This window comes from Eubacterium sp. ER2, assembly GCF_000765215.1.
Lineage (GTDB): Bacteria > Bacillota > Clostridia > Lachnospirales > Lachnospiraceae > Claveliimonas > Claveliimonas intestinigallinarum.
The window spans coordinates 21,371-45,741 of record NZ_JPJE01000018.1; the positions used below are offsets into that span (position 1 = coordinate 21,371).

Sequence of the window (24,371 nt, forward strand, 5' to 3'; positions counted from 1 at the left end):
TAAAAGGGTTTGGGCAAAGATGTCTAAAAAAGTCTTTGCCCATGCCCTTTTTTAGTTAAACAGGATGTATATGACCAGAAGAATATATATTACTCCTATAAGTGTTTTGATTTATGTGTTATATTTATAACAGGTCTTGCAATTATCAGAAAATTCTGATAGACTGTTATAAACGAACATGAAGAGGAGCAAGGTTCTTTGTGTATTGTTATGCTACTGTTTACTAAAGGAAAATCACAGAGAAGAAAGGAAAAGGGGGCATTTTATGTTAGAAACAATCAGTAATGCAATCTATGCGATCGACGACGTGATCTGGGGCTGGTGGCTGATCATCCTGCTCTTTGGAACACACATTTTCCTCACATTCCGCACAGGATTTATCCAGTGGAAATCTATCAGCAAGGGTATCAAGCTTTCAGTCACCAAGGATCCGGACGCGGAAGGGGAGGTGTCCAGCTTTGGCGCTCTGACCACCGCCCTGGCGGCGACTATCGGAACCGGTAATATCGTAGGTGTGGGAACGGCTATCGCCCTGGGAGGCCCCGGAGCCGTGCTCTGGTGCTGGCTCTCCGGCGTGTTCGGAATTGCCACAAAGTACTCCGAGTCACTGATCGCTGTGAAATACCGCGTGAAGACAAAGGACGGCCGTATGCAGGGCGGCGCCATGTACGCCCTCTCCAGAGGACTGAAATGGCAGCCCCTGGGCAAGATCCTGGGAATGATATTCGCCGTTTTCGCAGGCTTTGCCTCCTTTGGTATCGGCTGCGCCACACAGGTGAACGCCATTGCCAACATTGTGGAGGAGAACGTGGGAGTTCCCGGCTGGATCGTGGGTATCGTGATCGCAGTGCTGACAGCCATCGTTATCTTCGGCGGCATCAAGTCCATCGCCAACGTGTGTGAGAAGCTGGTGCCCTTCATGGCCATCTTCTATGTGCTTGGATGTCTCATCATCCTTGGCATCAACCATGATTTCATCATTCCGGCTATCAAGACCATCTGCACCCTGGCCTTCACACCCGGCGCGGCGGCAGGCGGACTTGTGGGAACCGGTATCATGGCAGCTATGAGATTTGGTATTGCGAGAGGTCTTTTCTCCAATGAGTCCGGTATGGGCTCCGCACCGATCGCGGCAGCGGCGGCTCAGACGAGAAACCCGGTGCGCCAGGCGCTTGTATCCTCCACAGGTACATTCTGGGATACAGTTGTCGTATGTCTCATGTCCGGTCTCGTGATCGTGACGACTGTTATGAAAAACCCAAGCATCAATGCGGATGAGATCTCTGACGGCGGCGTTCTGACAACACTGGCCTTCCAGCAGATCCCCTACCTGGGACCTGTGATCCTGACCCTGGGCATCATCTGCTTCGCCTACTCCACAGTTCTTGGCTGGGCTTACTACGGTGAGCGCGCGGTTGAGTACTTCGCAGGCAGGAAGGTGCTGATCGGCTACCGTATTCTCTACGTGGTAGTGGCAGCCATCGCGCCTATCGTGGCTCTGGACGTTGTGTGGGCTCTTGCCGACATCCTGAACGCGCTGATGGCCGTGCCCAACCTGATCGCAGTTCTCCTTCTGTCCAATGTGATCGCAAAGGAGACGAAGAAGTACATAAACGATCTGGACGCCTGGTCCGACGAGCCGGTGCCGGTTATTGACGACTGATGCGGAACAGCGGCATATTTTCATAAAATTAAAAAAATCTCTTGACAAATCTGCTTTGTCAGAGTAAAGTAATGAGCATGAAATAAATAATCCATAAACCGATGAGAAAGAGGAGTAGATTATCACAGCGATGTCAAAGAGAGTGGCAGGCGGTGGAATTGCCATACGGAGCGGATAGTTGAATGGACTTTCGAGGGCGGCTTGAAAACCGGAAATGGCGAGTATGGCTTGTCGGGAACCGAACCCGTTATCAATCAGGAGTGTATGTTAGTACATGAGAAAGTGGACATTTGTCAATTTGAGTGGTACCGCGATAATAAAGTAGATTTTATTACCGTCTCAAGCCTTTGGGTTTGGGACGGTTTTTTATTACACCGGACAGACCGGCGCAGTAAAGACTTTTACAGCGGGATACCCGCTCCACGGATTTTCTCTCCTGTACAGCAGCAAAAAAGAACAAGAGTAAAGGAGAACAGAACAATGATGAAAAGAAAAGTGATGGCAGTATTATTGACAGCGGCAATGACAACAGCGATGGCAGCAGGGTGCTCAGGCTCCTCAGGCTCCTCCGACTCCTCAGGGTCAGGGGAGGACAGCTACACCATCGGTATTTCCCAGTTCGCGGAGCACGGCTCCCTGGACAACTGCAGGGAGGGCTTCCTCCAGGGATTGGAGAACGAGGGCATTGTCGAGGGAGAAAATCTGACAGTGGAGTACCAGAACGCGGCGGCCGACATGGGAACGGCCAGCCAGATCTCAGACGCCTTCGTGTCTGACAAGGTGGATCTGATCTGCGCCATCGCCACACCTACTGCCCAGAGCGCCTACAACGCGGCTATGGATACAGACATCCCGGTGGTCTATACGGCGGTGACCGATCCGGTGGCGGCAGAGCTGGCGGACGAGGACGGCAATCCGGTGGGCAATGTGACCGGGACCTCTGACGAGCTTCCCATCAAGGAGCAGCTGGAGATGATCCGCCAGATCCTTCCGGACGCTGAGAAAGTGGGCATCATGTACACCACCAGCGAGGCCAACTCCATCTCTGCCCTTGAGACCTACAAAGAGCTGGCGGGCGACTACGGTTTTGAGATCGTGGAGAGCGGCATCAGCACAACGGCGGACATCTCCCTGGCAGCTGACGATCTGATCAGCAAGGTGGACTGTATCACCAACCTGACGGACAATACGGTGGTGGCTTCCCTTCCGACGATCCTGGAGAAGGCAAATGAGAAGGGCATCCCGGTATTCGGAAGCGAGATCGAGCAGGTGCGGATCGGATGCCTGGCAGCGGAGGGACTTGACTATGTGGCGTTAGGGGAGCAGACCGGCGAGATGGCCGCGAAGATCCTCAAGGGAGAGGCGCAGGCCCCCGAGATGCCTTATGAGACCATCTCAGAGCCCGGTTTCTATGTAAACATGAAGGTGGCGGAAAATCTCGGCATCACAGTGCCGGATGAGCTGACGCAGAGCGCGGTGGAGAGCTTTGACGAGATCTCAGACTCATCTGCCGAGTGATCCGTCCGGCAGCTTTGAGCTGAAGAAAATGTAAATCAGAAGGTGAGGCAGTTTTCATGGACTTTATCGTAACAATACTGGAGCAGGGGCTGATCTACGGGATCCTGGCCCTGGGCGTATACATCACATACAAAATCCTGGATTTCCCGGATCTGACGGTGGACGGCAGCTTTCCCCTGGGTGGGGCGGTGACGGCCCTCCTCATCACAAACGGCGTCAATCCCTACCTGAGCCTGCTGGCATCCTTTGCCGCGGGGGCTCTGGCCGGGATCTGCACGGGCTTGATCCACGTGAAGGGGAAGGTGAGAGACCTGCTGTCAGGTATCATCATGATGACTGCCCTGTGGACTATCAACCTCTATATAGCGGGCACGGCCAACGTGCCCCTCTTTTCCCAGGAGAGCATCTTTAAAAATGAGTGGCTTGACAGGATCGTACCGGAGGCCCTCAGGAGCTATACGACTCTTATTATCATTTTCATTCTGACAGTCATCGCCAAGGTGCTGCTGGATCTGTACCTGAAGACAAAATCCGGCTACCTTCTGCGGGCAGTGGGGGACAATCCGGTGCTGGTCACCTCCCTTGCCAAGGATCAGGGGAATGTGAAGATCGTGGGCCTGGCCATCGCCAACGGCCTTGTGTCCCTGGCGGGCAGCGCGTTCTGTCAGGAGGAGAGAGTGTTTGAAATATCCATGGGAACCGGCGCCATCGTCATCGGACTTGCCAGCGTGATCATCGGCACAAGCCTTTTCAGGAGGATCACCATCATGCAGGCCACCACGACGGTGCTCATCGGCTCCGTGATCTACAAGGCCTGTGTGGCTGTGGCCATCCGCAATTTCCAGCCCCAGGCTATGAAGCTGATCACGGCGGTGCTGTTCCTCGTCATTTTGATCATCAGCATGGAGAGAAGAAAGAAGGTGAAGACAGATGCTGGAACTCAAAGGAATTCATAAATACTATAACCCCGGCACTGTCAATGAGATGTGCCTGTTTCAGAATTTTGATCTGACCGTGGAGGACGGGGAGTTCGTCTCTGTGGTGGGCAGCAACGGCTCCGGGAAGACCTCCATGCTGAACATTATCTGCGGCAGCATCCCGGTGGAGGCGGGGCGGATCTACATCAACGGAACAGATATCACGAAGGAGAAGGAATTCCGCCGGAACCGCCGGATCGGGCGGGTCTACCAGAACCCGGCCATGGGTACCTGTCCCTCCATGACCATTCTGGAAAATATGTCCCTGGCGGACAACAAGGGCAAGGTCTACGGCTTCGGAAGGGGGACCAACAGGGGGCGGATTTCCTATTACAGAGAGCTTCTCGCCCAGCTGGGCCTCGGTCTTGAGGATAAGCTGGATATCAAGGTGGGATCCCTCTCGGGAGGGCAGCGCCAGGCCATGGCTCTTCTCATGTCCACCATGACGCCCATTGAATTCCTGATCCTGGATGAGCACACGGCGGCTCTGGATCCGAAGACGGCGGAGCTGATCATGGAGCTGACCGACAGGATCGTGAAGGAGAAAAAGCTGACTACCATCATGGTCACCCACAATCTGCGGTACGCCATAGAGTACGGGGACCGGCTCCTCATGATGCACCAGGGAGGGATTGTCCTGGACAAAAAGAGGGAGGAGAAGGAGAAGGAGAAGGTCTCCGTGGATGAGATTTTGAAGCTCTTCAATGAGATCAGTATTGAGTGTGGAAACTGAAAAAGAGTCTCATATAAGTATACAAAAATAAGAGCCCGGCGGGGCTCTTTTTTTGTGAAATATTTTCGGGCGGTTCTGATTGACGCGGGTAGAGGGGGGATGGTAATATAGATAATGCATTTTTCACAGGATATAGTGAGTGAGATAAAAATAAAACACTAAATATAGACATACGAGGAGAGGCATATTATGAGAAGAGACAACGTGAAGGTAGTGAAAAAGGACGGCACAAAGGAGACATTCAATGTGCAGAAGGTGGTTGTGGCTGTCAACAAGTCCGCGTACCGGGCGCTGATCAGGTTTACAGACGAGGAGCTGAAGTTCATCTGCCGCTTTGTGGAGGAGAAGGTGGACGACCTGGACATCACGGAGGTTCCCATCGCCCAGATGCACAACGTGGTGGAGGGAGCTCTTGAGAAGGTGAACCCTGTGGTCGCGAAGAGCTACCGGGATTACCGGAACTACAAGCAGGATTTTGTCCAGATGCTGGATGACGTTTACAAGAAGAGCCAGTCCATCATGTACATCGGGGACAAGGAGAACAGCAACACGGACAGTGCCCTTGTGTCTACCAAGAGGAGCCTCATCTTCAATGAGCTGAACAAGGAGCTGTACAAGAAGTTCTTCCTCACTGTGGAGGAGATCCAGGCCATCCGGGACGGCTACATCTACATCCACGACATGTCCGCCAGGAGGGACACGATGAACTGCTGTCTTTTTGACGTGAAGTCTGTGCTCACTGGGGGCTTTGAGATGGGAAACCTGTGGTACAATGAGCCCAAGACGCTGGACACCGCCTTTGACGTCATCGGGGACATTGTCCTTAGCGCGGCCAGCCAGCAGTACGGCGGCTTCACCGTCCCCAGCGTGGACGACATACTGGAGCCCTTTGCGGAGAAATCCCACAAAAGGCTGATCCAGAAGTATCGGGATTTAGGTCTGGACGAGGAGACGGTTCAGAAGGTGGCCTGGGCGGATCTGGAGAAGGAGATGGAGCAGGGCTTCCAGGGCTGGGAGTACAAGTTCAACTCCGTCTCCTCCAGCCGGGGGGACTACCCCTTTATCACGGTGACAGCCGGCACGGTCCCCAGCAGGTACGGCAAGCTTGTGACTATGAAAATGCTGGAGGTGCGCAAAAAAGGACAGGGGAAGGAAGGGCACAAAAAGCCGGTCCTCTTTCCCAAGATCGTCTTCCTCTACGACGAGAAGCTCCACGGACCGGGCGGCGTGATGGAGGACGTGTTCGAGGCGGGCATCGACTGCTCCTCCAGGACCATGTACCCGGACTGGCTCAGCCTGACAGGGGACGGCTACGTGGCCAGCATGTACAAAAAATATGGAAAGGTCGTAAGCCCCATGGGCTGCCGGGCCTTCCTGTCCCCCTGGTATGAGCGGGGAGGCATGGAGCCGGCAGATGAAAACGACCAGCCGGTATTTGTGGGAAGATTTAACATCGGAGCCATCAGCCTCCATCTCCCCATGATCTACGCGAAGGCAAAGCAGGAGAGCAGAGATTTCCATGAGGTGCTGGACTACTATCTGAACCTGATCCGTCAGCTCCACCTGCGCACCTACGACTACTTGGGAGAGATGAAGGCCTCCACCAACCCCCTGGCGTACTGCGAGGGCGGCTTCTACGGCGGCCATCTGGGACTTTATGACAAGATCAAGCCCCTTCTTAAGTCCGCTACTGCCTCCTTTGGCATCACGGCCCTGAACGAGCTGCAGCAGCTCCACAACAAGAAATCTCTTGTGGAGGATGGTCAGTTCGCCCTGGAGACCCTCCAGTACATCAACGACAGAGTGAACGAGTTCAAGAAGGAGGACGGGCGGCTTTACGCTATTTACGGGACGCCGGCGGAGAATTTATGCGGCGTTCAGGTGCAGCAGTTCCGGAAAAAATATGGTATCATAGAGAATGTATCAGACCGGGAGTACGTCAGCAACAGCTTCCACTGCCATGTGACGGAGGACATCACCCCCATACAGAAGCAGGATCTGGAGGGGCGCTTCTGGGATCTGAGCAACGGCGGCAAGATCCAGTATGTCAAATATCCGGTCAACTACAATAAAGAAGCCATCCGTTCCCTGGTGCGCCGGGCCATGGCCAAGGGCTACTACGAGGGCGTCAACCTGTCCCTGGCCTACTGTGATGACTGCGGACACGAGGAGCTGTCCATGGATGTGTGCCCTGTGTGCGGCAGCAAAAATCTGACAAAGATTGACCGCATGAACGGGTATCTGTCCTACTCCAGGGTCAAGGGGGACACCCGCCTCAACGAGGCCAAGATGGCGGAGATCGCGGAAAGGAAGAGCATGTAAGACATGAGATACCACAACATAACAAAGGATGATATGCTCAACGGAGACGGCCTGCGGGTGGTCCTGTGGGTGGCAGGATGCGCCCACGCCTGCCCCGGGTGCCACAACCCGGTGACTTGGGACCCGGAAGGGGGACTGCCCTTTGACGAGGCGGCCCGGCAGGAGATCTATGAGGAGCTTGAGAAGGACTATGTGAGCGGCATCACCTTCTCCGGCGGCGATCCTCTCCACCCTGCCAACATGCAGGGGGTGACGGAGCTGGCCCGACAGATCAGGAGTGATTTCCCGGACAAGACCATCTGGCTCTACACAGGCAGCACCTGGGACGAGGTGCGGGATCTGGAGGTGATCCGGTATGTGGACGTGCTGGTGGACGGGCCCTTCCGTGAGGATGAGAAGGACAGCACGCTGCACTGGAAGGGAAGCACCAACCAGCAGGTGATCGATGTGCAGAAGACATTAAAGACAGGAGAGGTTGTATTACATGGCTAAGAGGATTGCGAAATTTGAGAAGGTAAGCATTACACAGTTTGAGGAGGGGTGGACAGACACCTTCGGCGAGACTTCAAAGGAGAAGCTCCGGGAAATCTACGAGAGTATCCGTCTGCCGAGAAGGGCCACAAAGGGCTCTGCCGGTTATGATTTCTTCGCCCCCGCGGACGTTACCCTCGGGCCGGGGGAGACGGTGAAGATCCCCACCGGCGTCCGGGCAAAGATGGAGGAGGAGTGGGTGCTCAAATGCTATCCCAGGAGCGGGCTTGGCTTCAAGTACCGCCTTCAGCTCAATAATACGGTGGGCATCATTGACAGCGATTACTACTACTCTGACAATGAGGGGCACATTTTTGCCAAGCTCACCAACGACACCAACGAGGGGAAGACAGTGGAGATCCCTGCGGGCACAGGTTTTATGCAGGGGATCTTTGTGGAGTACGGTATCACAGTGGACGACGAGGCGGAGGGCATCCGCAACGGAGGCTTTGGAAGTACCAATTAAAGGCCGGCGGCCCGGGGCAGTTCAGTCTGTCCCGGGCCTGTTTGGTTTTGCAGGTCAGTTTAGTTTGATGTTCAGGTAGCTCCGGCCGGAGAGGGTCTTGTTAAAGCAGATGCTGCAGATGACAATGACGCAGCCCGCTGCAAAGCCCACCCAGTTGAAGAGGGCGGTCAGGATGAGGAGCAAAAGCCTCATGAACTTCAGCGCGTAGCCCAGCTCAAAATTGGGCTGGGTATAGTTGGCCACAGCCACAAAGGCCATGTACAGCATGACCTCCGAGTTGAACCAGCCGGACTGGACGGAGAATTCGCCCATGACAATGCCGGCGATGACGCTCAAGGGGGTGCTCAGCATACTGGGGGTGTTCAGGGCCGCCAGCCGCAGCCCGTCAATGGCCAGCTCCAGCATGAGAAGCTGGAACACAAGAGGGATGTTTACCGTGTCCCGGATGGCCACAAAGCGGAAAACCTCCGGCAGCCAGTTTAGGTTCTGCATGAAGAGAAGAAAGACCGGCGTCAGGAAGACGGTCAGGAAGGTGATGAGCCCTCTGGAAAATTTCAGGTAAATCTGGGTCAGGGTGGGAAAATAATAGTCGTTGGCCTCCTCGATGATATCCAGGATGGAGGTGGGCAGGATCATGGCGGAGGGGGAGTTGTCCACCAGGATCACCACCTTCCCCTCCAGGAGGCAGGCCGCTGCCGTATCCGGCCGCTCTGTGAATTTGAATTTGGGAAAGGGATTGAACCATTTTCTCTTGAAGAGCTCCTCCGCCAGGCTCTGCTGGTTCATCCGCAGATCTCCGGTGTGGATGGACTGGAGCCTTTTTTCCACATTTTTAAGGAGAGACTCATCGGCCCGGTCCGACATGTAGCACAGAGCCACGTCTGTCCTTGAGATGTCCCCAATCTCCATCATCTGCATGACCAGATGGGGATCCCTGATCCGGCGGCGGATGAGAGCTGTGTTGAACACAATGGTCTCCACAAAGCCGTCCCTGGAGCCTCGCAGTGACTTGTCCTTCTCCGGCTCCCCCACGCTTCTGGCGGGGTAGGTTCTGCAGTCGATGACAAGGCAGGCCTCGTAGCCGTCTATGAAAAGGCAGGTGGTGCCGGAGAGGAGGTTCCGAAGGACCTGGTCAAAGTCGCTGATGGTGTCCACCTCCACGTAGGGGAGGCACTGCCTGGCAAAGCCGGTGGCGCTCCCCGGCATATCCTCCTTCGCAACGCTGAGGAAGGAGTCCATGATCTTCAACATGACCTCGTCCTTCATAAATCCGTCGATGAAGAAAAAGGAGGCCTCCCGCTCCCCGATGACCAGATCCCTTTGCACCAGGTCAAAGCTGTCCTTTACAGGCAGTATCTGGTTCATGTACGCCACATTTTCTTTCACAGACGCAGTCACTATTCTCGTATCCGGCATAAATCGATCCCTCCATATCCGTACTGATACATTGTGTTGATAAGCTTAATCTGCCCAAAACAGGGTGAAATATGCATGAGCCGTCAAAAGGCTTTGCCTTACTGTATAAAAAATGGTATGATTAGTGCAACAGAACCAATGTATAGGAGGTATGGAAGAATGAGGGATTATGTGATCACTGTGAACAGTACAGTGGATCTGCCAAAGGAATGGCTGGAGGAGAGGAATGTTCCGGTCGTTCCTCTGAGATATACAATGGACGGACAGACCTATGAGGATATGAGCGGCCTGACCGCCAAAGAATTTTTTGCCAAGCTGAGAGAGGGGAAAATGTCTGTCACCTCCCAGGTTAACCCGGAGGAGGCGAAGGCGGCTCTGGAGCCCTTTTTAAAGGAAGGAAAGGACGTGCTGCACCTGGCCTTCTCATCCGGACTCTCCGGCACCTGCAACAGCATGAAGATCGCGGGTGAGGAACTCCGGGAGGAGTACCCGGAGGCAAAGGTTATTGTCATTGACACTCTGTGCGCGTGCCTGGGCGAGGGACTTCTCCTCTACAAGGCACTTCAGCAGAAGGCGGCGGGAAAGACCATTGAGGAGACGGCGGCCTGGGTGGAGGAGAACAAGCTGCATATCTGCCATGATGTGACGGTGGACGACCTGAACCATCTCCACAGAGGCGGGCGTATCTCAAAGGCTACAGCCGTGGTGGGCACTATGGTGAAGATCAAGCCTATCATCCACATGGACAACGAGGGTAAGCTGCAGGTCATCGGAAAAGAGCGGGGAAGGAAGAAATCCCTGAACAAGATCGTGGACATGGCGGTGGAGCAGTCCAAAGGCTGGGACAATGATATCATCATGATCACACACGGGGACTGCATAGAGGACGCCGAGTATGTGGCCAGCCTTGTGCGGGAGAAGATGGGCATCGACAATATACTGATCAACAACATCGGCACAGTCATCGGAAGCCATACCGGCCCCGGTGTTGTGGCTGTGTTCTGCATGGGAAATAAGCGCTAGGTACAAGACAGGAAAAGGAGACGAAAGGGCATGGGAAAGCATCTGGTGATTGATGGGGAGATGAAGGACAAGTGGCCGGACACGAGAGTGGGCTGCCTGCAGTACAAGGTGAAGGTGGAAGCGAAAAACGAGGAGCTGTGGGCCTATCTCAAAAAAGATATTTTTAAGAAGGCAAAGGACGACATCTTTGACTATGGGGTGACGGAGATCCCGAACATCAGGGAGTCCCGGGCAGCCTACCGGGCCTTCGGAAAGGATCCCAGCCGCTACCGGGTGTCCTCCGAGGCTCTGATCCGCAGGATCGGACAGGGGAAGGGGCTCTACCAGGTCAACACAGTGGTGGATGTGAACAACCTGATCTCCATACAGTCCGGATTTTCCGTGGGCTCCTATGACACAGCTCACATCGGGGAGGAGCTCACCTTCCGCATCGGGCGGGAGGGAGAGACCTACAAGGGCATCGGAAAGGATCAGGTCAATATCGAACACCTGCCGGTGCTGGTGGATGAGGCGGGAGCCATCGGAAGCTCCACAAGCGACTCCGAGCGGGCCATGATCACGGAGGAGGCGCAGGAGGTGCTGACCCTGATCTACTCTTTCTCACCTGGCGGCGATCTGGAGAAGGCGCTGGAGTACGGGAAGGAATATCTGGAGAAATACGCGGGCGCATCGGACGTTGAGAGCTGGATTGTCGAATAGCAAAATAGAACGGAAGCCAAAGGAACAGCCCTGCCATCTGAACTCATTGATGGCAGGGCTGCTCCTTTTATTTTGGCATCTTTATCATAGCGCTTTTTATTCCAATATTTCTTATTCCGGTATCCTGCACACATCCACCCACTCTGCAAAGCGGGAGTACGTCTCCAGCTCCGGAATGGTCAGCTCAATAGCGCTGTTGGCGCTGCCGCAGGCGGGAAAGACGGTGGGAAAGCGCCGAAGCGACTGATCCAGATAGACCTTTACTCCCTCCCGGATCCCGAAGGGGCACACACCGCCCACAGGATGTCCCACCAGCTCTGGCAGCTCGTCCACCTTCAGCATGGAAGCCTTCTTGTGAAAGGTGCCCTTGAATTTTTTGTTGTCTATCTTGGCGTCTCCGGCCGCCACCACAAGGATGGGGCCTTCATCCAGCATAAAGGAGAGAGTTTTCGCAATCCGTCTCTCCTCAGTGCCAACCGCTTTGGCGGCTTCGGCCACAGTGGCGCTGGATACGGGAAACTCCAGAATTCGTTCCTCCATGCCAGGCCACTGGCGGAAGTAGGATCTTACCTTCTCGATCGACATGTCTTATACATCACCTTTCTCATATTAGATATTAAAGTTTGAACCATCCCATGGAATTGGCCACGGAGCTGGCGAGGATCAGCACAAGGAAAACAGGGGTGATCCACTTGATCATGACTGTGAACAGCTTTTCGCCCACAAATTTTCCGTTGGTTATCTTTACCTCGTCAGCGATCACCTTCGGGCCTACAAAGAAGCCCACGAAGATGCAGGTGAAGAAGGCCACGATGGGCATGAGTACACTGTTGCTGACAAAGTCCATGATGTCCAGAATGGTCATGTTGGCCCAGGTGATGAAGCCTAAGGGACCAAATCCAAGGGAGGACGGAACTCCCATCACCAGGGACAGGACAGTCACAAAGATGCAGGCATTTTTACGGCTCCAGTGGAACTTGTCCCGGAAGATGGAAACGATAGTCTCCATCAGCGAGATGGAGGATGTCAGGGCCGCAAAGATCACCAGCAGGAAAAAGGCCGCTCCGATGGCCCCGCCCATGGGCATGCTGGCAAATACCTTAGGCAGGATCACGAACATAAGGCTCGGTCCGCTCTGAAGGATCTTCGGGTCTCCGCCGGAGAACACGAACACAGCCGGAATGATCATGAGACCGGCCAGGAAGGCGATGACTGTGTCAAACACCTCGATCTGGCGCACAGAGCTCTCCAGGTTGGTGTCCTTGCGCATGTAAGAGCCGTACGTCACCATGATACCCATGGCCAGGGACATGGAGTAGAAGAGCTGGCCCATGGCGGAGAGGACTGTCTTTACAGAAAAGTCATCCATGTGGGGCTGCACATAATAGGCAAGTCCGTCCATGGCGCCGTCCAGGGTCAGGCAGTATATGGAGATGACCACAGCCAGGAGGACAAGGATGGGCATGGCGAATTTGCTCACCTTCTCAATTCCCTTCTCCACTCCAAGAAGAACGATGACTGCCGTTGCTCCCAGAAAGAGCAGGAACCAGCCCAGGGGTTCAAAAGTACTCCCGACGAAATTCGTAAAATAATCGTCTGCCGCGGAGGCGGAGCCGCCGCCGGTGAGAAAGACCGCAAAGTATTTGATGACCCATCCCCCGATCACAGAGTAATAGGGAAGGATGATGATGGGGACGGCGGATGCCAGGATTCCCAGGAATCCAAAACGGGAGTCCAGCGACTTAAACGCGCCGATGGCGGAAAGGCCTGTCTTTCTTCCGATGGCCACCTCAGCGATCATTAGGGAAAAACCAAAGGTCACTGCGATCACAAGGTAGATCAGGAGGAAGGTGCCTCCTCCGTACTGGGCGGCAAGATAGGGAAAACGCCAGATATTTCCCAGTCCCACCGCTGATCCGGCGGCAGCCAGCACAAAGCCCAGCTTGCCGGAAAAGCTGCTTCTCTTATTCATTTGTAGAAACCTCCTCAAATTTTTCAATCAGTAGTCCACACATGCATCCCGGATCTCCGCCTGCCTTTGGCGCACAGCGGTGTGCGCACCTGCACCCGGACGATCTCAGACATATGTAAGGACTATTATAATGAAAGAAGAGATATTTAGCAAGGAAAATAGGATAGAAAAAAGAAAAGTGTTGACATGGATCAGAATGTGTGATAAATTAATTGATGCGTAAGGTGTAAAACAAAGCAGAGTATCCGCTCTCACCATAGCACGATCAGGTGACTATTGGTTGATATTGAGACATTATATACCATGTCAGGTGTATTGTGCAATAGGTTAAGTGGGTAGTCTGGACTATTCACTTATTTTTTTATGATGGAGGTGCACTACAATTAGCGATTTAATGATTAACGAACAGATCAGAGACAGGGAAGTACGTGTGATCAGCGAGGCTGGAGAACAGCTCGGAATTATGTCTGCCCGTGAAGCTATGAAGCTGGCAGAGGAGGCGCAGCTGGATCTGGTCAAAATTGCTCCCAAAGCTCAGCCGCCGGTATGCAAGATCATTGACTACGGCAAGTACAAATATGAGCTGGCAAGAAAAGAGAAGGAAGCCAGAAAAAAACAGAAAACGGTTGAAGTGAAGGAAGTGCGTCTTTCACCAAATATTGACACCAACGACCTGAACACCAAGGTGAACAATGCAAAGAAATTCCTCACCAAGGGAAATAAAGTGAAGGTTACGCTCCGTTTCCGCGGAAGAGAGATGGCTCACGTGCAGCAGAGCAAGCACATCCTGGACGATGTGGCGCAGATGCTTGCGGACGTGGCGGTTGTGGAAAAGCCGGCCAAACTCGAAGGAAGAAATATGAGCATGGTTTTAACTGAAAAACGTTAAAAATACTATTTATCTTTAAGGAGGAAAACATCATGCCAAAAATTAAAACAAATAGAGCTGCTGCAAAGCGCTTCAAAAAGACAGGTACAGGAAAGCTGAAAAGAAACAAAGCTTATAAGAGCCATATCTTAACCAAGAAGTCTACAAAGAGAAAAAGAAATCTCAGACAGGCTACAATCACAGACGCAACCAACGTAAAGAATATGAAGAAAGTATTACCATATCTGTAGGATTGGGAAAAGATTGAAGGAGGAATTAGGACATGGCAAGAATTAAAGGCGGATTAAACGCTAAGAAGAAACATAACAGAACATTAAAGCTGGCGAAAGGATACAGAGGAGCGCGCTCCAAACAGTACAGAGTTGCAAAGCAGTCTGTCATGAGAGCTCTCACATCTGCATACGCAGGAAGAAAGCAGCGCAAGCGCCAGATGCGTCAGCTCTGGATCGCACGTATCAACGCTGCTGCAAGAATGAACGGACTTTCCTACAGCAAGTTCATGCACGGCCTGAAGGCTGCCAACATTGACATTAACAGAAAGATGCTCGCTGAGATGGCAGTAAACGACAAGGAAGGCTTCGCTTCCCTGGCTGAGACTGCAAAGAAGAGCATTGCGTAATAAGGCGCTCGCTAAAGCAGAGTGTTTGAAGTGATTTTTAAGTGAAATCCGGAGATTTCCGCCCACAAGGGGCGGGAATTTTCGAAGGATTTCCAAATGCGCATAATACATATAATGTATATAATATATATACTGTATAAAAAATAGAAAAAAATTTAAAATAACTGTTGACATTCAGGCTGGCCTGTAGTATTATACTTTTCGGACAGCGAAATAAAGCAGTCATGCGGAAGTGTCGGAACTGGCAGACGAGCAAGACTAAGGATCTTGTGACATTCGTGTCGTGTGGGTTCAAGTCCCATCTTCCGCATTAAGTAAGAAGCCTTGAGTTTTCAAGGCTTTTTTCATTTCCAGAGAGGAGTTCCCGGGGAGAGCGGGAGCTCCTTTTTTCATTTTTGACATCAACGGGGAAAAAGAGCTGTACAAAGCGCGTTTTTCCGCTATAATGAAAGCTGGTTTGTTTATATCTGATTATAATAAGGAAGGAACGTGAGAGCATGTTTTTTATCATAGGTATCACCAGTGGGCGAAAGGATCTGAAGTTCAACCAGATGGTCATCTGCAGCAGGTGCGGCAGATACGGGAGATATATGGTGTACATGACATACACGGCCCTGTCTTTGTTCTTTATTCCCTGCTTTAAGTGGAACAAGCAGTACTTTGTGCAGACAAGCTGCTGCGGCACTGTGTACAGGCTGGATCCGGAGGTGGGCAGGCGGATCGCAAGAGGGGAAGAGCTGGAGATCAGGCAGGAGGATCTGGAGCCGGTCTCCGGAGGATGGCAGTCAGGACGGGTAAAGCGCTGTCCGAACTGCGGCTATACGACAGAGGAAGACTTTACATTCTGCCCGAAATGCGGCGGAAGATTTTAAGCAGGGATATTGATCCGAGAGACCGATTTGAGGATTTTAAGGTTTACCAGGCAGGGTAATCGTGGTATAATGTGGCTAATTTTGAAAAAGTTTGTAAAATTCAAATAATATTAAATCATACTATCAGAGGGCTTATGAAGATCAATACACAGAGATTGTGGAACCACATAATGGAGCTTGGCAGGATTGGGAGAAACGGGGACGGGAGCGTCACCAGATTTCCCTTTACCGCTCAGGACCGGGCCGCGGAGGAGCTGATACGCCGCTATATGGAGGAGGCGGGGCTTTCCGTGGAGACAGACGCGGCGGGCAACCTGATCGGCAGATGGATGCCGGACACCCCGGCTGAGAGCAGAGAGCCGGTGATCACCGGCTCTCACTACGATACAGTTCTGCAGGGAGGAAAATTTGACGGGTGCCTGGGACTGCTGGGAGCTATCGAGGCAGTGCAGACGCTGAGAGAAGGCGGATATGTGCCAGGCTGCCCTGTGTGGGTGGTGGGCTTTAAGGACGAGGAGGGCAACCGGTTTGGCTACGGCATGATCGGGAGCAAGGCTATCTGCGGGAAGGTACTGCCAGAGGGGCTGGCGTCTGAAGATGGGGACGGCGTCTCCCTGCGCGACGCTATGAGATCCTACGGGCTTTCCCCGGAAGAACTGGATGCCTGCAGGGTGGATCAGATAAAAGCCATGCTGGAGCTTCACATCGAGCAGGGGCAGGTTCTGGAAAAGGGGGACTGCCAGATCGGCGTTGTGGAGGGAATTGCGGGACTGGAGCGGTACACAGTGACCATTGCCGGGAGCAGCGCCCACGCGGGAGCCACGCCCATGAGCGGGCGGTCAGATCCGGTCCCGGCCATGAGCAGATGGATCCTGCGGGTGACAGAGCTGGCCAGGGCGAGGAAGGACTGCGTGGCTACAGTGGGGCGCATAGAGGTGCGTCCCGGGACCTGCAACATTATCTGCGGGGAAGCTCGTTTTTCCCTGGACATCCGCAGTGTCCGTGATGAGGATATACGGGATGTCATGGGAGAGATGGAGCGCTTTGAGGCGACTCTGGAAGAACAGGAGCATGTCAGGATCACAAGAGTGCTGGATCAGTCGCTGCCCGGAACAGTCTGCGATGAAGAGCTGAAAAAGAGGATGGAGGAGATCTGTGACAGAAACAGCTATTCCCGGTGCCGGCTCATGAGCGGCGCGGGCCACGACAGCATGAATTTTGGAGGACTTTGTCCTGTCAGCATGATCTTTGTGCCATCCCAGGGAGGATACTCCCACCGGAAGGAGGAGTACACTCTGCCGGAGGACTGCGGGGCAGGAGCCCAGGTGCTCATGGAGATGATAAGGGAGACAGCAGCCTGTAAAGAATACCTGTAAGGGATAAAGAAATGGTTTTAGCCTTCGGACAGAGCCGGTATGAGCGGCCCTCAGGGAGGATAAAATATAGTATCACAGAAAAGAAGAGTAAGAGGAGGTAACTAATGAAAGAAAAAATCAGCAGCTTCTTTCGCTTTCAGGAGCGGGGAACAAGCTTCAAAGTGGAGACAATAGCTGGTATCACTACATTTATGACGATGGCGTACATTCTGGTCGTACAGCCGAGCCTTATGGTGGGGGATGCCGACTATGTCATTGACACCAACGGGGTGATGATCACCAAGGAGGCCATCCTTGTCACCTGCGCTCTTGTCAGCGCTGTCATCACGCTTTTTATGGCGCTCTATGCCAATATGCCATTTGCCCTTTCCACCGGGATGGGAAATAATGCCATGTTCGGCGCTATGCTGATCGCGGGGGCTATTTCCTTCGGCGGCATCATGTCACTGATCCTGATTTCAGGAGCGATCTTTGTGCTGCTCACCGTGTTCGGTGTGCGGGATCTCATTGTAAAGACAATCCCCAAAAACCTGAAGATTGCCATCAGCACGGCCATTGGATTTTATATCGCCTATCTTGGATTTAAGAACAGTGGGATCGGCACATTTGTGGATGGCATCAGCCAGGGTGATTTCAAACAGCCCTCTGTGTACCTGGCCATTTTCGGTCTGATACTGATCGCGGTGCTGACAGCACGCAAGGTAACAGGGGCCATCCTCATCGGAATTGTGGCGGTCACGGTGCTGGGCATTCCTCTCGGAGTGACGACGGTTCCGGAGACGCTGGCAAAGGTGCCGGATTTTGACGGGCTTGGCAATCTGATGTTTGCCTTTGACTTTAAGGAGGTGCTCTCCTTCTCCGCTATCCCGCTGATCTTTGTGTCCTTCTGCGGAGACTTCTTCTCCACCCTGGGAACGGTTCTCGGTGTGGGAGCTAAGGCAGGTATGCTGGATGAGAATGGAAACCTGCCGAATATCCAGAAGCCCTTCCTCGTGGATGCCATTGGAACCTGCGTGGGAGCATGTACAGGTAACACGGTAGTGACCACCTTTGTGGAGTCCAGCGCCGGAGTGGAGGCGGGCGGACGCACAGGCTTTGCCAGTGTGATCACAGCTATCATTTTTGCTCTGATGGTGTTCCTGTCACCCCTTGTGCTGATGATCCCCAACGCGGCCACAGGACCGGCCCTCATCTTTGTCGGCTTCCTCATGATCCAGGGCATCCAGAATATCGACTTCTCTGATTTTACAGAGGCATTTGGCCCCTTTGTCATGATCATGTTCACGATCTTCACAGGATCCATTGCAGGCGGTATTTCTGCCGGCATTATCGCTCACGGAGTGATCAAGCTGCTGACGGGCAGATGGAAGGAGGTACATCCATTTCTCTATGTCCTGTGCATCCCACTGATCCTGTATTTCCTCTCATAAGGAAGAGCGGCAGACCGGTAGTCTGCAGAAAGGCGGTATATGATGAAAATTCAACCGAAAAATAAAAAGGAGCTGCTCCGTGCAGCCCTTGGCGAGATCGACAGCGATCTGGCCATCACCAATGTGCAGCTTGTCAATGTGATCACAGGGGAAATTTATCCTGCGGATGTATTTGTCTATGACGGGATGATCGCCCATGTGGAATACAAAAATCCCGGGACGGAGCTGGACAAGGCAAAAGAAGTGGTGGACGGGGGAGGAAGGTATCTGATTCCCGGCTTTATCGACGCCCACGAGCACATTGAGAGCTCGATGATGACTCCCAGGAATTTTGCCAAAGGGGTGATCCCTCACGGGACGACTACAGTTGTCACAGACCCCCACGAGATCGCTAATGTGTGCGGCATGGAGGGAGTGCGCTACATGCACGAGGCGGGAGATGACCTGCCTATGCGGCAGCTCATCGATATTCCCAGCTGCGTGCCGGCGGTGCCGGGACTGGAGAATGCTGGAGCGGAATTTTTTGCCGGACAGATCGAGGAGCTGTCCTCCATGGACCGGGTTATCGGCCTGGCTGAGGTGATGGATTTCCTGGCCGTGATACACGGGGAAGACCGGATGATGGACATTATTGACGTGATGGACAAAAAAGGACTGTACCTGCAGGGACACGCCCCTTCTGTCTCCGGAAGGATGCTGTCAGCTTACCTCTGCGGCGGCCCCAATACCTGCCATGAGTCCAGGGAGCGCTATGAGGCGCTGGAGAAGCTTCGCAGCGGTATGTTTGTGGACGCCAGAGAGTCCTCTATCACGAAAAATGTGGAGGAGATCTGGGAGGGCGTGAAAGGCGTCCGGTTCTTTGACCATTTCTGTCTCTGTACAGACGACAGGGAGGCGGATGACATCCTGCACGTGGGCCACATGAACGATGTGGTCAGAACGGCCATCCGAAGCGGCATGGACCCGGTGACAGCCATCAAGAGCGCCACCTTTAACACGGCAAGAGAGATCCACCTTGAGAACCTGGGAGCCATTGCCCCGGGATATGTGGCGGACATGCTCATTGTGAGCGATTTAAGGGAGCTGAAGCCGGACTATGTATTTTTCGGCGGAAAGCTGGTGGCCGAGATGGGACAGATGTCTGTGCCCATCGAGGATAGAGAGTATCCTCTGGAAAAGGTTAACACCATGTATGTGAGAGAGCTGACGGAGGAGGATTTCCGGATCAAGGCTCCGGTGGAAAACGGAACGGTGACAGTCAATGTGATGGAGTACCCGGATATCCATCTCTCCTCCACAGAGCTGACCACAGCCCAGCTGCCGGTGAAGGACGGGTATGTATGCCTGGAGGGAGAGGATCTCAAATTCGTGGCTGTGGTAAACAGGCATAAAGGCCATGACACCATCGGCTTAGGTATTGTGAAGGGCTTTGGGACGACCTGCGGCGCCCTGGCATCCACAGTGTCCCATGACAGCCACAACCTGACCGTTGTCTACGACAGCGCGGCAAATGCATTGGCAGCGGCAAAGGCGCTGATCCAGTGCGGAGGCGGTATGAGTGCGGTCAAGGACGGACGTCTGCTCCATGTGCTTGAGCTGCCCCTGGCAGGGCTTATTTCCCTGAAAGACGCCGCGGAGCTGGCAAAGGACAGCCAGGCCATGAAGGAGGCTAACAGGGAGCTGGGGCTTACAGGGCTTGAGAATCCGCTCCTGCGAATTGTAACACTGGCCCTTCCTGTCATTCCCAAGGTAAAAATGTCCGATCTGGGAATGGTGGACGTGCTGAAAAAGGAACTGATCCCCCTGTTTGCGTGATCAGTCTGCATGTACGATACAAATTCTGGTTATTGGAGGAATGAAAGATTATGAAACAGAAAAAATCCGGAAACGGAGAATTTAAGAAGGAGATCGGCCTGTTCGGCGGTATGAGCGTCATCTGCGGCATTATGATCGGCTCCGGTATTTTCTACCTGGGATCCTATGTGCTCCAGCGCTCTAACTACAGTCTGGGACTGGCCCTGATCTGCTGGCTGCTGGGCGGCCTTGTGTCCCTGCTGGGCGGCCTGTGCTTTGCGGAGCTGGGAGCCTCTGACCCGAAGGCGGGAGGGCAGCTTGTATATCTGAGCAAGGCCTACCACCCGGTACTTGGATTTATGTACGGGTTTACCCAGTGGATCCTGGCCAGCTCCGGCTCCATCGCAGCCATCGCGGTGGCCATCCCGACAGCTCTCGTGGACTTTATCCCGGGGCTTACCCAGCTTCATATTAAGCTGATCGCCATCGCGTTGATTGTGCTTTTGACGCTCTTCAACCTGAGAGGGGTAAAGGGGGCGTCCAACCTGCAGACATTTTTCATGGTGGCCAAGCTGCTCCCCATTTTTATCATCATGATTGGAGCTCTTGTGCTGGGCAACCAGACGCCGGACTTAAATCCGGTGCCGGCCTCGGCCCCGGACGGATCACCGCTGACAGCGGGCTCTGTCTTTGGCATGATCGCCTTTGCCACAGTGGCCTCTCTCTGGGCTTATGAGGGCTGGACCAACCTGAACGCAGTGGCGGAGGAGATCAAGAACGTCAAGAGAAACCTGCCTCTTGCCATTATCCTGGGAATCGGCGGCGTTGCCATTTTCTATGCCCTGTTCAACTACTCGCTGCTGCGGGTGATCCCCCTGGACGAGGCGAAGAGCATGATCGAGAGCGGCAGCCTGTATCTGGGAACCACAGTGGCGGAGAGACTCTTTGGTGTTGCCGGAAAGATCATCGTTCTTATCGGTATGCTGCTGGCCATGTTCAACTGCTTAAACGGCATGGTCCTGGCTTTCTCACGTATTTACTATGCCATGTCCGCTGAGAAGATCTTCTTCAAAAAGCTGGGCACACTGAACAAAAACGGCGTTCCGGCAGCCAGCCTGATCTCTCAGATGATCATTTCCATCATCCTTGTATGCCTGCGGAATCTGGATCAGCTCACCTCACTTGTGGTATTCTGCGGCATGCTGTTCAACTGTCTGGCGGTGACAGCGGTGTTTGTCTACAGGAGAAAATATCCGGATCTGGAGCGGCCCTACAAGGTATGGCTCTATCCGGTATCTGTTGTCATCACAGTCATCCTCTTTGTGGGGCTGATGGTGAACAACCTGATGGAGGATCCGGTGACTGCCCTGACCGGACTGATCGTCCCGGTAGTTGGCATCTTTTTCTATCTTTACTTTAGAAAGAAATATGGCGAGGAGGAGAAGGAACATGCGTAGGCCGGTGATCGGAATATCGGGAAATTTAACTCCCATCGAAAATGACGGAGTCTTTACAGGGAACCTGCGGCAGTACATACACACGGACTACACCTCCAGCGTGGAGCGGGCAGGGGGGATCCCCCTGCTCCTGCCGGTCAGCGATGATCCGGAGGTGATTCGTTCTCATGCCCGGCTCTGCGACGGGATCGTCCTGTCAGGAGGGGCGGATGTGGATCCCATTCTCTACGGAGAGGAGGGCATCCAGGGCCAGGGATACTCCATGCGGGAGATCGATGTCTACGATATGGAGCTCTTTAAAGCCGCTCTGGAGGAGAAAAAGCCTGTACTTGGCATCTGTAAGGGCCTGCAGATCATCAATATCTGCTTTGGCGGGACGCTTTACCAGGACATCCCCTCTCAGAGGGAGCACTGCATCAAGCATACCCAGAATACGGAGCGCTACCAGGGTACCCACAGGATCCGGATCAAGGAGGACAGTGTCCTTGCCGGGCTCCTTCCGGACGGGACGTTTGTCAACTCCTGGCACCACCAGGCTGTCAAGGATGTGTCCCCCAGGCTGACAGTGACGGCCACGGCATCTGACGGCATCGTGGAGGCTGCGGAGTACATGGAGGAGGGCCAGTTTGTCATGGGCGTGCAGTGGCACCCGGAGATGATGGCATCCTGCGGAAACAAGGAGCAGCTTGGTATTTTTAGGAAGCTGATCGAACAATGTGTCTCTTTGGAAGGGAAGCGGTAAAGAATGACAGAGATATTTACGAACGCGGCTGTGACAACCATGGATGAGGACAGGCCGAAGGCCGAGGCATTTGCTGTCCGGGACGGGGTGTTCACCTTTGTGGGTAGCCGGGAGGAAGCGCAGGAATACGCCCGGCGGCTGGAGTCGGAGGGGGAGAGTGTGACGTTCACAGATCTTTCCGGGAGGAGCGTGCTCCCTGCCTTCCAGGACTCCCACATGCACTTTGTGGGATTTTCCAAGCATTTCATCAATGTGGACTTAAACGGCTGTGACAGCATAGAGATGATACAGCAGTGCCTCCGCGACAGCATCGGCCAGCGGGGATCCTGCGGACCGGATGCCAGGACGGATGAAAACGCCTGGCTGGAGGCCACAGGCTGGAACCAGGACTATTTCACCAAAGGGGAGAAGCGGTTCCCTACGGCGAAGGATCTGGATGCGGCAGTGGGAGACCGGCCGGTCATCGCTCTGCGGGTGTGTGAGCATGTGGGCGTCTTAAGCTCTGCCGGCATGCGGCTCCTGGGGCTGACAAAGGAGAAGGTGCAGGAGCTGGGGGAATTCGCCCTCACAGACGAGGCGGGAGAGCCTCTGGGTATCTTCCGGGAAAAGGTGCTGGACCGTATCAGAAGCCAGGTTCACATCCTGAACCGGGAGATCCTGGAGGATATTATCCTGAAGGGGCAGGAGGAGGCCCTGTCCTACGGGCTTGCCACCATACACACGGACGACATCGGTTTTATGCCTGATGAGGATTATCACCTGCTCTTCTCGGTCTACCGGGATCTGCTGGAGAGGGGAGAGCTGAAGATCCGCATCTGCCAGCAGAGCCTGCGCCAGAGACCGGAGCTGATACGAAAGTACTACGAGGATGGCTTCCGGTACGGCGGGGGGGACCATCATCTGCGGGTGACAGGAATCAAGCTGCTGGGCGACGGCTCCCTGGGAGCAAGGACAGCGGGGCTGCGCCGTCCCTACGCAGACGATCCCTCCACCTGCGGCCTTACTATCTTCACGGAGGAACAGCTGGATGAGCTGGTGAAGACAGCCCACGACCTGGGCTATCCCGTGCTGGTTCATGCCATTGGGGATCGAACCATCGAGATGGTGCTGGACGCTCTGGAGAGGGATAAGAAAAACAGAAAGCCGGAAGAGTCATTCCGGGATGGGGTCGTCCATGTGCAGATCACGGACGGGGAGCTTCTGGATCGTTTCAGGAAGCAGGACGTCATGGCTCTTGTGCAGCCCATCTTCATTGATTACGACATGCACATCGTGAGGCAGAGGACCGGGGACATGGCAGACACCTCCTACGCCTGGAAGACGCTGGCGGACAAGGGAGTCCACGTATCCTTTGGCACGGACTGCCCGGTGGAGTCCTGTGAGCCTCTGCCCAACATTTACACGGCTGTGACCCGCCGGGGTCTGACAGGGGAGGAGCGGCCCGCCTACCGGCCCGAGGAGCGAATGTCCGTCTATGAGGCGGTGCGGTCCTACACCGTGGAGGGCGCTTACGCCTCTGGAGAGGAAGACCTCAAGGGAAGGATCCGGGAAGGGATGCTGGCGGACTTCATCATTCCGGACCGGGATCTCTTTTCCCTCGCGGATCCGGAGGAGCTGCGGGAGAGCAAGATACTGGCCACCTATATTGACGGCGAGAAGGTGTACGAGCGGGCCTGAAAAAATATTGAAAAACAACCCGCTTATAGTAAAATGGACGAAAGAAAAAATACAACAGATAATTTATAACAATGCGCCCTGCGGATATCCGCGGGGCGCATTTTCAAGTGAGATAGTATGGTTTTCCGGCCTTTACAGGCAGCCAGGGGAAAAGGTTGACAAAAGCCATAATACGATGTAAACTTAGGATACCTT

Annotated in this window: 22 protein-coding genes and 1 tRNA gene; 20 read left to right on the plus strand and 3 right to left on the minus strand. The window is 53.9% G+C overall.

Translation table 11 applies throughout. The annotated features are described in order from the left end of the window. Positions 1–265 precede the first annotated feature (265 nt). The 7 genes from NI21_RS0106170 (at position 266) to NI21_RS0106200 (ending at position 8,210) form a co-directional block, all read left to right on the plus strand. Positions 266–1,663: a sodium:alanine symporter family protein gene (locus NI21_RS0106170; RefSeq protein ID WP_033125365.1), complete on the plus strand. Its 1,398-nt coding sequence runs from the start codon at positions 266–268 to the stop codon at positions 1,661–1,663. Positions 1,664–2,146: 483 nt separating this feature from the next. Further along, the gene (locus tag NI21_RS0106175; RefSeq protein WP_033125575.1) at positions 2,147–3,181 is read left to right on the plus strand and encodes an ABC transporter substrate-binding protein; all 1,035 of its coding nucleotides are present in this window, start codon (positions 2,147–2,149) and stop codon (positions 3,179–3,181) included. Positions 3,182–3,237: 56 nt separating this feature from the next. Further along, the gene (locus NI21_RS0106180; protein WP_033125366.1) at positions 3,238–4,137 is read left to right on the plus strand and encodes an ABC transporter permease; all 900 of its coding nucleotides are present in this window, start codon (positions 3,238–3,240) and stop codon (positions 4,135–4,137) included. Continuing rightward, on the plus strand, positions 4,112–4,891 hold the full coding sequence (locus NI21_RS0106185; protein WP_033125367.1) for an ABC transporter ATP-binding protein: 780 nt from the start codon (positions 4,112–4,114) through the stop codon (positions 4,889–4,891). The genes NI21_RS0106180 and NI21_RS0106185 overlap by 26 nt, the downstream gene beginning before the upstream one ends. A gap of 189 nt (positions 4,892–5,080) precedes the next feature. Continuing rightward, positions 5,081–7,213, plus strand: coding sequence for an anaerobic ribonucleoside-triphosphate reductase (nrdD, locus tag NI21_RS0106190; RefSeq protein WP_033125368.1), 2,133 nt, complete (start codon positions 5,081–5,083; stop codon positions 7,211–7,213). 3 nt (positions 7,214–7,216) lie between these two features. After that, on the plus strand, positions 7,217–7,705 hold the full coding sequence (nrdG, locus tag NI21_RS0106195) for an anaerobic ribonucleoside-triphosphate reductase activating protein (RefSeq protein ID WP_033125369.1): 489 nt from the start codon (positions 7,217–7,219) through the stop codon (positions 7,703–7,705). Then, positions 7,698–8,210 carry a deoxyuridine 5'-triphosphate nucleotidohydrolase gene (locus NI21_RS0106200; protein ID WP_033125370.1) on the plus strand — a complete coding sequence of 171 codons (513 nt, stop codon included), beginning with the start codon at positions 7,698–7,700 and terminating at the stop codon, positions 8,208–8,210. The genes nrdG and NI21_RS0106200 overlap by 8 nt, the downstream gene beginning before the upstream one ends. Positions 8,211–8,264: 54 nt before the next feature. On the opposite strand, the gene NI21_RS0106205 is transcribed toward NI21_RS0106200, so the two are convergent. Next, positions 8,265–9,626 (minus strand): spore germination protein, encoded by a 1,362-nt coding sequence (locus NI21_RS0106205; RefSeq protein ID WP_033125371.1) that lies wholly within the window; start codon positions 9,624–9,626, stop codon positions 8,265–8,267. A 159-nt stretch (positions 9,627–9,785) separates the two neighbouring features. Here NI21_RS0106205 and NI21_RS0106210 point away from each other — a divergent pair, with 159 nt between their 5' ends. Continuing rightward, positions 9,786–10,649 (plus strand): DegV family protein, encoded by an 864-nt coding sequence (locus NI21_RS0106210; protein ID WP_033125372.1) that lies wholly within the window; start codon positions 9,786–9,788, stop codon positions 10,647–10,649. 30 nt (positions 10,650–10,679) lie between these two features. Next, positions 10,680–11,348 carry a B3/4 domain-containing protein gene (locus tag NI21_RS0106215; RefSeq protein ID WP_033125373.1) on the plus strand — a complete coding sequence of 223 codons (669 nt, stop codon included), beginning with the start codon at positions 10,680–10,682 and terminating at the stop codon, positions 11,346–11,348. A gap of 111 nt (positions 11,349–11,459) precedes the next feature. Here the strand turns inward: NI21_RS0106215 and NI21_RS0106220 are convergent, their stop codons facing one another. After that, positions 11,460–11,933, minus strand: coding sequence for a YbaK/EbsC family protein (locus NI21_RS0106220; RefSeq protein WP_033125374.1), 474 nt, complete (start codon positions 11,931–11,933; stop codon positions 11,460–11,462). Between the two features lie 31 nt (positions 11,934–11,964). Then, positions 11,965–13,320 carry a sodium-dependent transporter gene (locus NI21_RS0106225; RefSeq protein ID WP_033125375.1) on the minus strand — a complete coding sequence of 452 codons (1,356 nt, stop codon included), beginning with the start codon at positions 13,318–13,320 and terminating at the stop codon, positions 11,965–11,967. Positions 13,321–13,714: 394 nt separating this feature from the next. Between NI21_RS0106225 and infC the strand changes: the two genes are divergently transcribed. From infC to NI21_RS0106280, 11 genes are all read left to right on the plus strand, one after another. After that, a complete protein-coding gene (gene infC, locus NI21_RS0106230) occupies positions 13,715–14,209 on the plus strand; it encodes a translation initiation factor IF-3 (protein WP_033125376.1) in 495 nt (164 codons plus the stop codon). Between the two features lie 32 nt (positions 14,210–14,241). Then, complete coding sequence (gene rpmI / locus NI21_RS0106235; RefSeq protein ID WP_004840820.1) at positions 14,242–14,439, plus strand: 50S ribosomal protein L35; 198 nt, start codon at positions 14,242–14,244, stop codon at positions 14,437–14,439. 32 nt (positions 14,440–14,471) lie between these two features. Further along, positions 14,472–14,828 carry a 50S ribosomal protein L20 gene (rplT, locus tag NI21_RS0106240; protein ID WP_033125377.1) on the plus strand — a complete coding sequence of 119 codons (357 nt, stop codon included), beginning with the start codon at positions 14,472–14,474 and terminating at the stop codon, positions 14,826–14,828. A 226-nt stretch (positions 14,829–15,054) separates the two neighbouring features. After that, positions 15,055–15,138, plus strand: a tRNA-Leu gene (locus NI21_RS0106245). A 187-nt stretch (positions 15,139–15,325) separates the two neighbouring features. Beyond that, positions 15,326–15,700: a zinc ribbon domain-containing protein gene (locus NI21_RS0106250; protein ID WP_033125378.1), complete on the plus strand. Its 375-nt coding sequence runs from the start codon at positions 15,326–15,328 to the stop codon at positions 15,698–15,700. A gap of 134 nt (positions 15,701–15,834) precedes the next feature. Beyond that, on the plus strand, positions 15,835–17,076 hold the full coding sequence (locus tag NI21_RS0106255; RefSeq protein ID WP_033125379.1) for a Zn-dependent hydrolase: 1,242 nt from the start codon (positions 15,835–15,837) through the stop codon (positions 17,074–17,076). Positions 17,077–17,180: 104 nt separating this feature from the next. Continuing rightward, positions 17,181–18,506: an NCS2 family permease gene (locus NI21_RS0106260; protein WP_033125380.1), complete on the plus strand. Its 1,326-nt coding sequence runs from the start codon at positions 17,181–17,183 to the stop codon at positions 18,504–18,506. Positions 18,507–18,545: 39 nt separating this feature from the next. Then, positions 18,546–20,321: an adenine deaminase gene (gene ade / locus NI21_RS0106265; protein WP_033125381.1), complete on the plus strand. Its 1,776-nt coding sequence runs from the start codon at positions 18,546–18,548 to the stop codon at positions 20,319–20,321. Between the two features lie 50 nt (positions 20,322–20,371). Then, entirely contained in the window at positions 20,372–21,757 is a 1,386-nt protein-coding gene (locus NI21_RS0106270; RefSeq protein ID WP_033125382.1) for an APC family permease, read from the plus strand. After that, positions 21,750–22,499, plus strand: a complete 750-nt coding sequence (locus NI21_RS0106275) for a gamma-glutamyl-gamma-aminobutyrate hydrolase family protein (RefSeq protein WP_033125383.1) — start codon at positions 21,750–21,752, stop codon at positions 22,497–22,499. Before NI21_RS0106270 ends, NI21_RS0106275 begins: the two co-directional genes overlap by 8 nt. A 3-nt stretch (positions 22,500–22,502) precedes the next feature. Beyond that, positions 22,503–24,176, plus strand: coding sequence for an amidohydrolase (locus NI21_RS0106280; protein WP_033125384.1), 1,674 nt, complete (start codon positions 22,503–22,505; stop codon positions 24,174–24,176). The last annotated feature ends 195 nt before the right edge of the window (positions 24,177–24,371 follow it).

What these genes read in the sequence shown, in the direction of transcription:
- rpmI (WP_004840820.1), top strand. Translation starts at nt 14,242, where the DNA reads ATGCCAAAAATTAAAACAAATAGAGCTGCTGCAAAGCGCTTCAAAAAG.
- NI21_RS0106275 (WP_033125383.1), top strand. Translation starts at nt 21,750, where the DNA reads ATGCGTAGGCCGGTGATCGGAATATCGGGAAATTTAACTCCCATCGAA.
- NI21_RS0106220 (WP_033125374.1), bottom strand. Translation starts at nt 11,933, where the DNA reads ATGTCGATCGAGAAGGTAAGATCCTACTTCCGCCAGTGGCCTGGCATG.
- rplT (WP_033125377.1), top strand. Translation starts at nt 14,472, where the DNA reads ATGGCAAGAATTAAAGGCGGATTAAACGCTAAGAAGAAACATAACAGA.
- NI21_RS0106260 (WP_033125380.1), top strand. Translation starts at nt 17,181, where the DNA reads ATGAAAGAAAAAATCAGCAGCTTCTTTCGCTTTCAGGAGCGGGGAACA.
- infC (WP_033125376.1), top strand. Translation starts at nt 13,715, where the DNA reads ATGATTAACGAACAGATCAGAGACAGGGAAGTACGTGTGATCAGCGAG.
- NI21_RS0106250 (WP_033125378.1), top strand. Translation starts at nt 15,326, where the DNA reads ATGTTTTTTATCATAGGTATCACCAGTGGGCGAAAGGATCTGAAGTTC.
- NI21_RS0106170 (WP_033125365.1), top strand. Translation starts at nt 266, where the DNA reads ATGTTAGAAACAATCAGTAATGCAATCTATGCGATCGACGACGTGATC.
- NI21_RS0106200 (WP_033125370.1), top strand. Translation starts at nt 7,698, where the DNA reads ATGGCTAAGAGGATTGCGAAATTTGAGAAGGTAAGCATTACACAGTTT.
- NI21_RS0106205 (WP_033125371.1), bottom strand. Translation starts at nt 9,626, where the DNA reads ATGCCGGATACGAGAATAGTGACTGCGTCTGTGAAAGAAAATGTGGCG.
- NI21_RS0106185 (WP_033125367.1), top strand. Translation starts at nt 4,112, where the DNA reads ATGCTGGAACTCAAAGGAATTCATAAATACTATAACCCCGGCACTGTC.
- nrdG (WP_033125369.1), top strand. Translation starts at nt 7,217, where the DNA reads ATGAGATACCACAACATAACAAAGGATGATATGCTCAACGGAGACGGC.
- NI21_RS0106175 (WP_033125575.1), top strand. Translation starts at nt 2,147, where the DNA reads ATGAAAAGAAAAGTGATGGCAGTATTATTGACAGCGGCAATGACAACA.
- NI21_RS0106255 (WP_033125379.1), top strand. Translation starts at nt 15,835, where the DNA reads ATGAAGATCAATACACAGAGATTGTGGAACCACATAATGGAGCTTGGC.
- NI21_RS0106225 (WP_033125375.1), bottom strand. Translation starts at nt 13,320, where the DNA reads ATGAATAAGAGAAGCAGCTTTTCCGGCAAGCTGGGCTTTGTGCTGGCT.
- NI21_RS0106280 (WP_033125384.1), top strand. Translation starts at nt 22,503, where the DNA reads ATGACAGAGATATTTACGAACGCGGCTGTGACAACCATGGATGAGGAC.
- NI21_RS0106180 (WP_033125366.1), top strand. Translation starts at nt 3,238, where the DNA reads ATGGACTTTATCGTAACAATACTGGAGCAGGGGCTGATCTACGGGATC.
- ade (WP_033125381.1), top strand. Translation starts at nt 18,546, where the DNA reads ATGATGAAAATTCAACCGAAAAATAAAAAGGAGCTGCTCCGTGCAGCC.
- NI21_RS0106210 (WP_033125372.1), top strand. Translation starts at nt 9,786, where the DNA reads ATGAGGGATTATGTGATCACTGTGAACAGTACAGTGGATCTGCCAAAG.
- NI21_RS0106215 (WP_033125373.1), top strand. Translation starts at nt 10,680, where the DNA reads ATGGGAAAGCATCTGGTGATTGATGGGGAGATGAAGGACAAGTGGCCG.
- nrdD (WP_033125368.1), top strand. Translation starts at nt 5,081, where the DNA reads ATGAGAAGAGACAACGTGAAGGTAGTGAAAAAGGACGGCACAAAGGAG.
- NI21_RS0106270 (WP_033125382.1), top strand. Translation starts at nt 20,372, where the DNA reads ATGAAACAGAAAAAATCCGGAAACGGAGAATTTAAGAAGGAGATCGGC.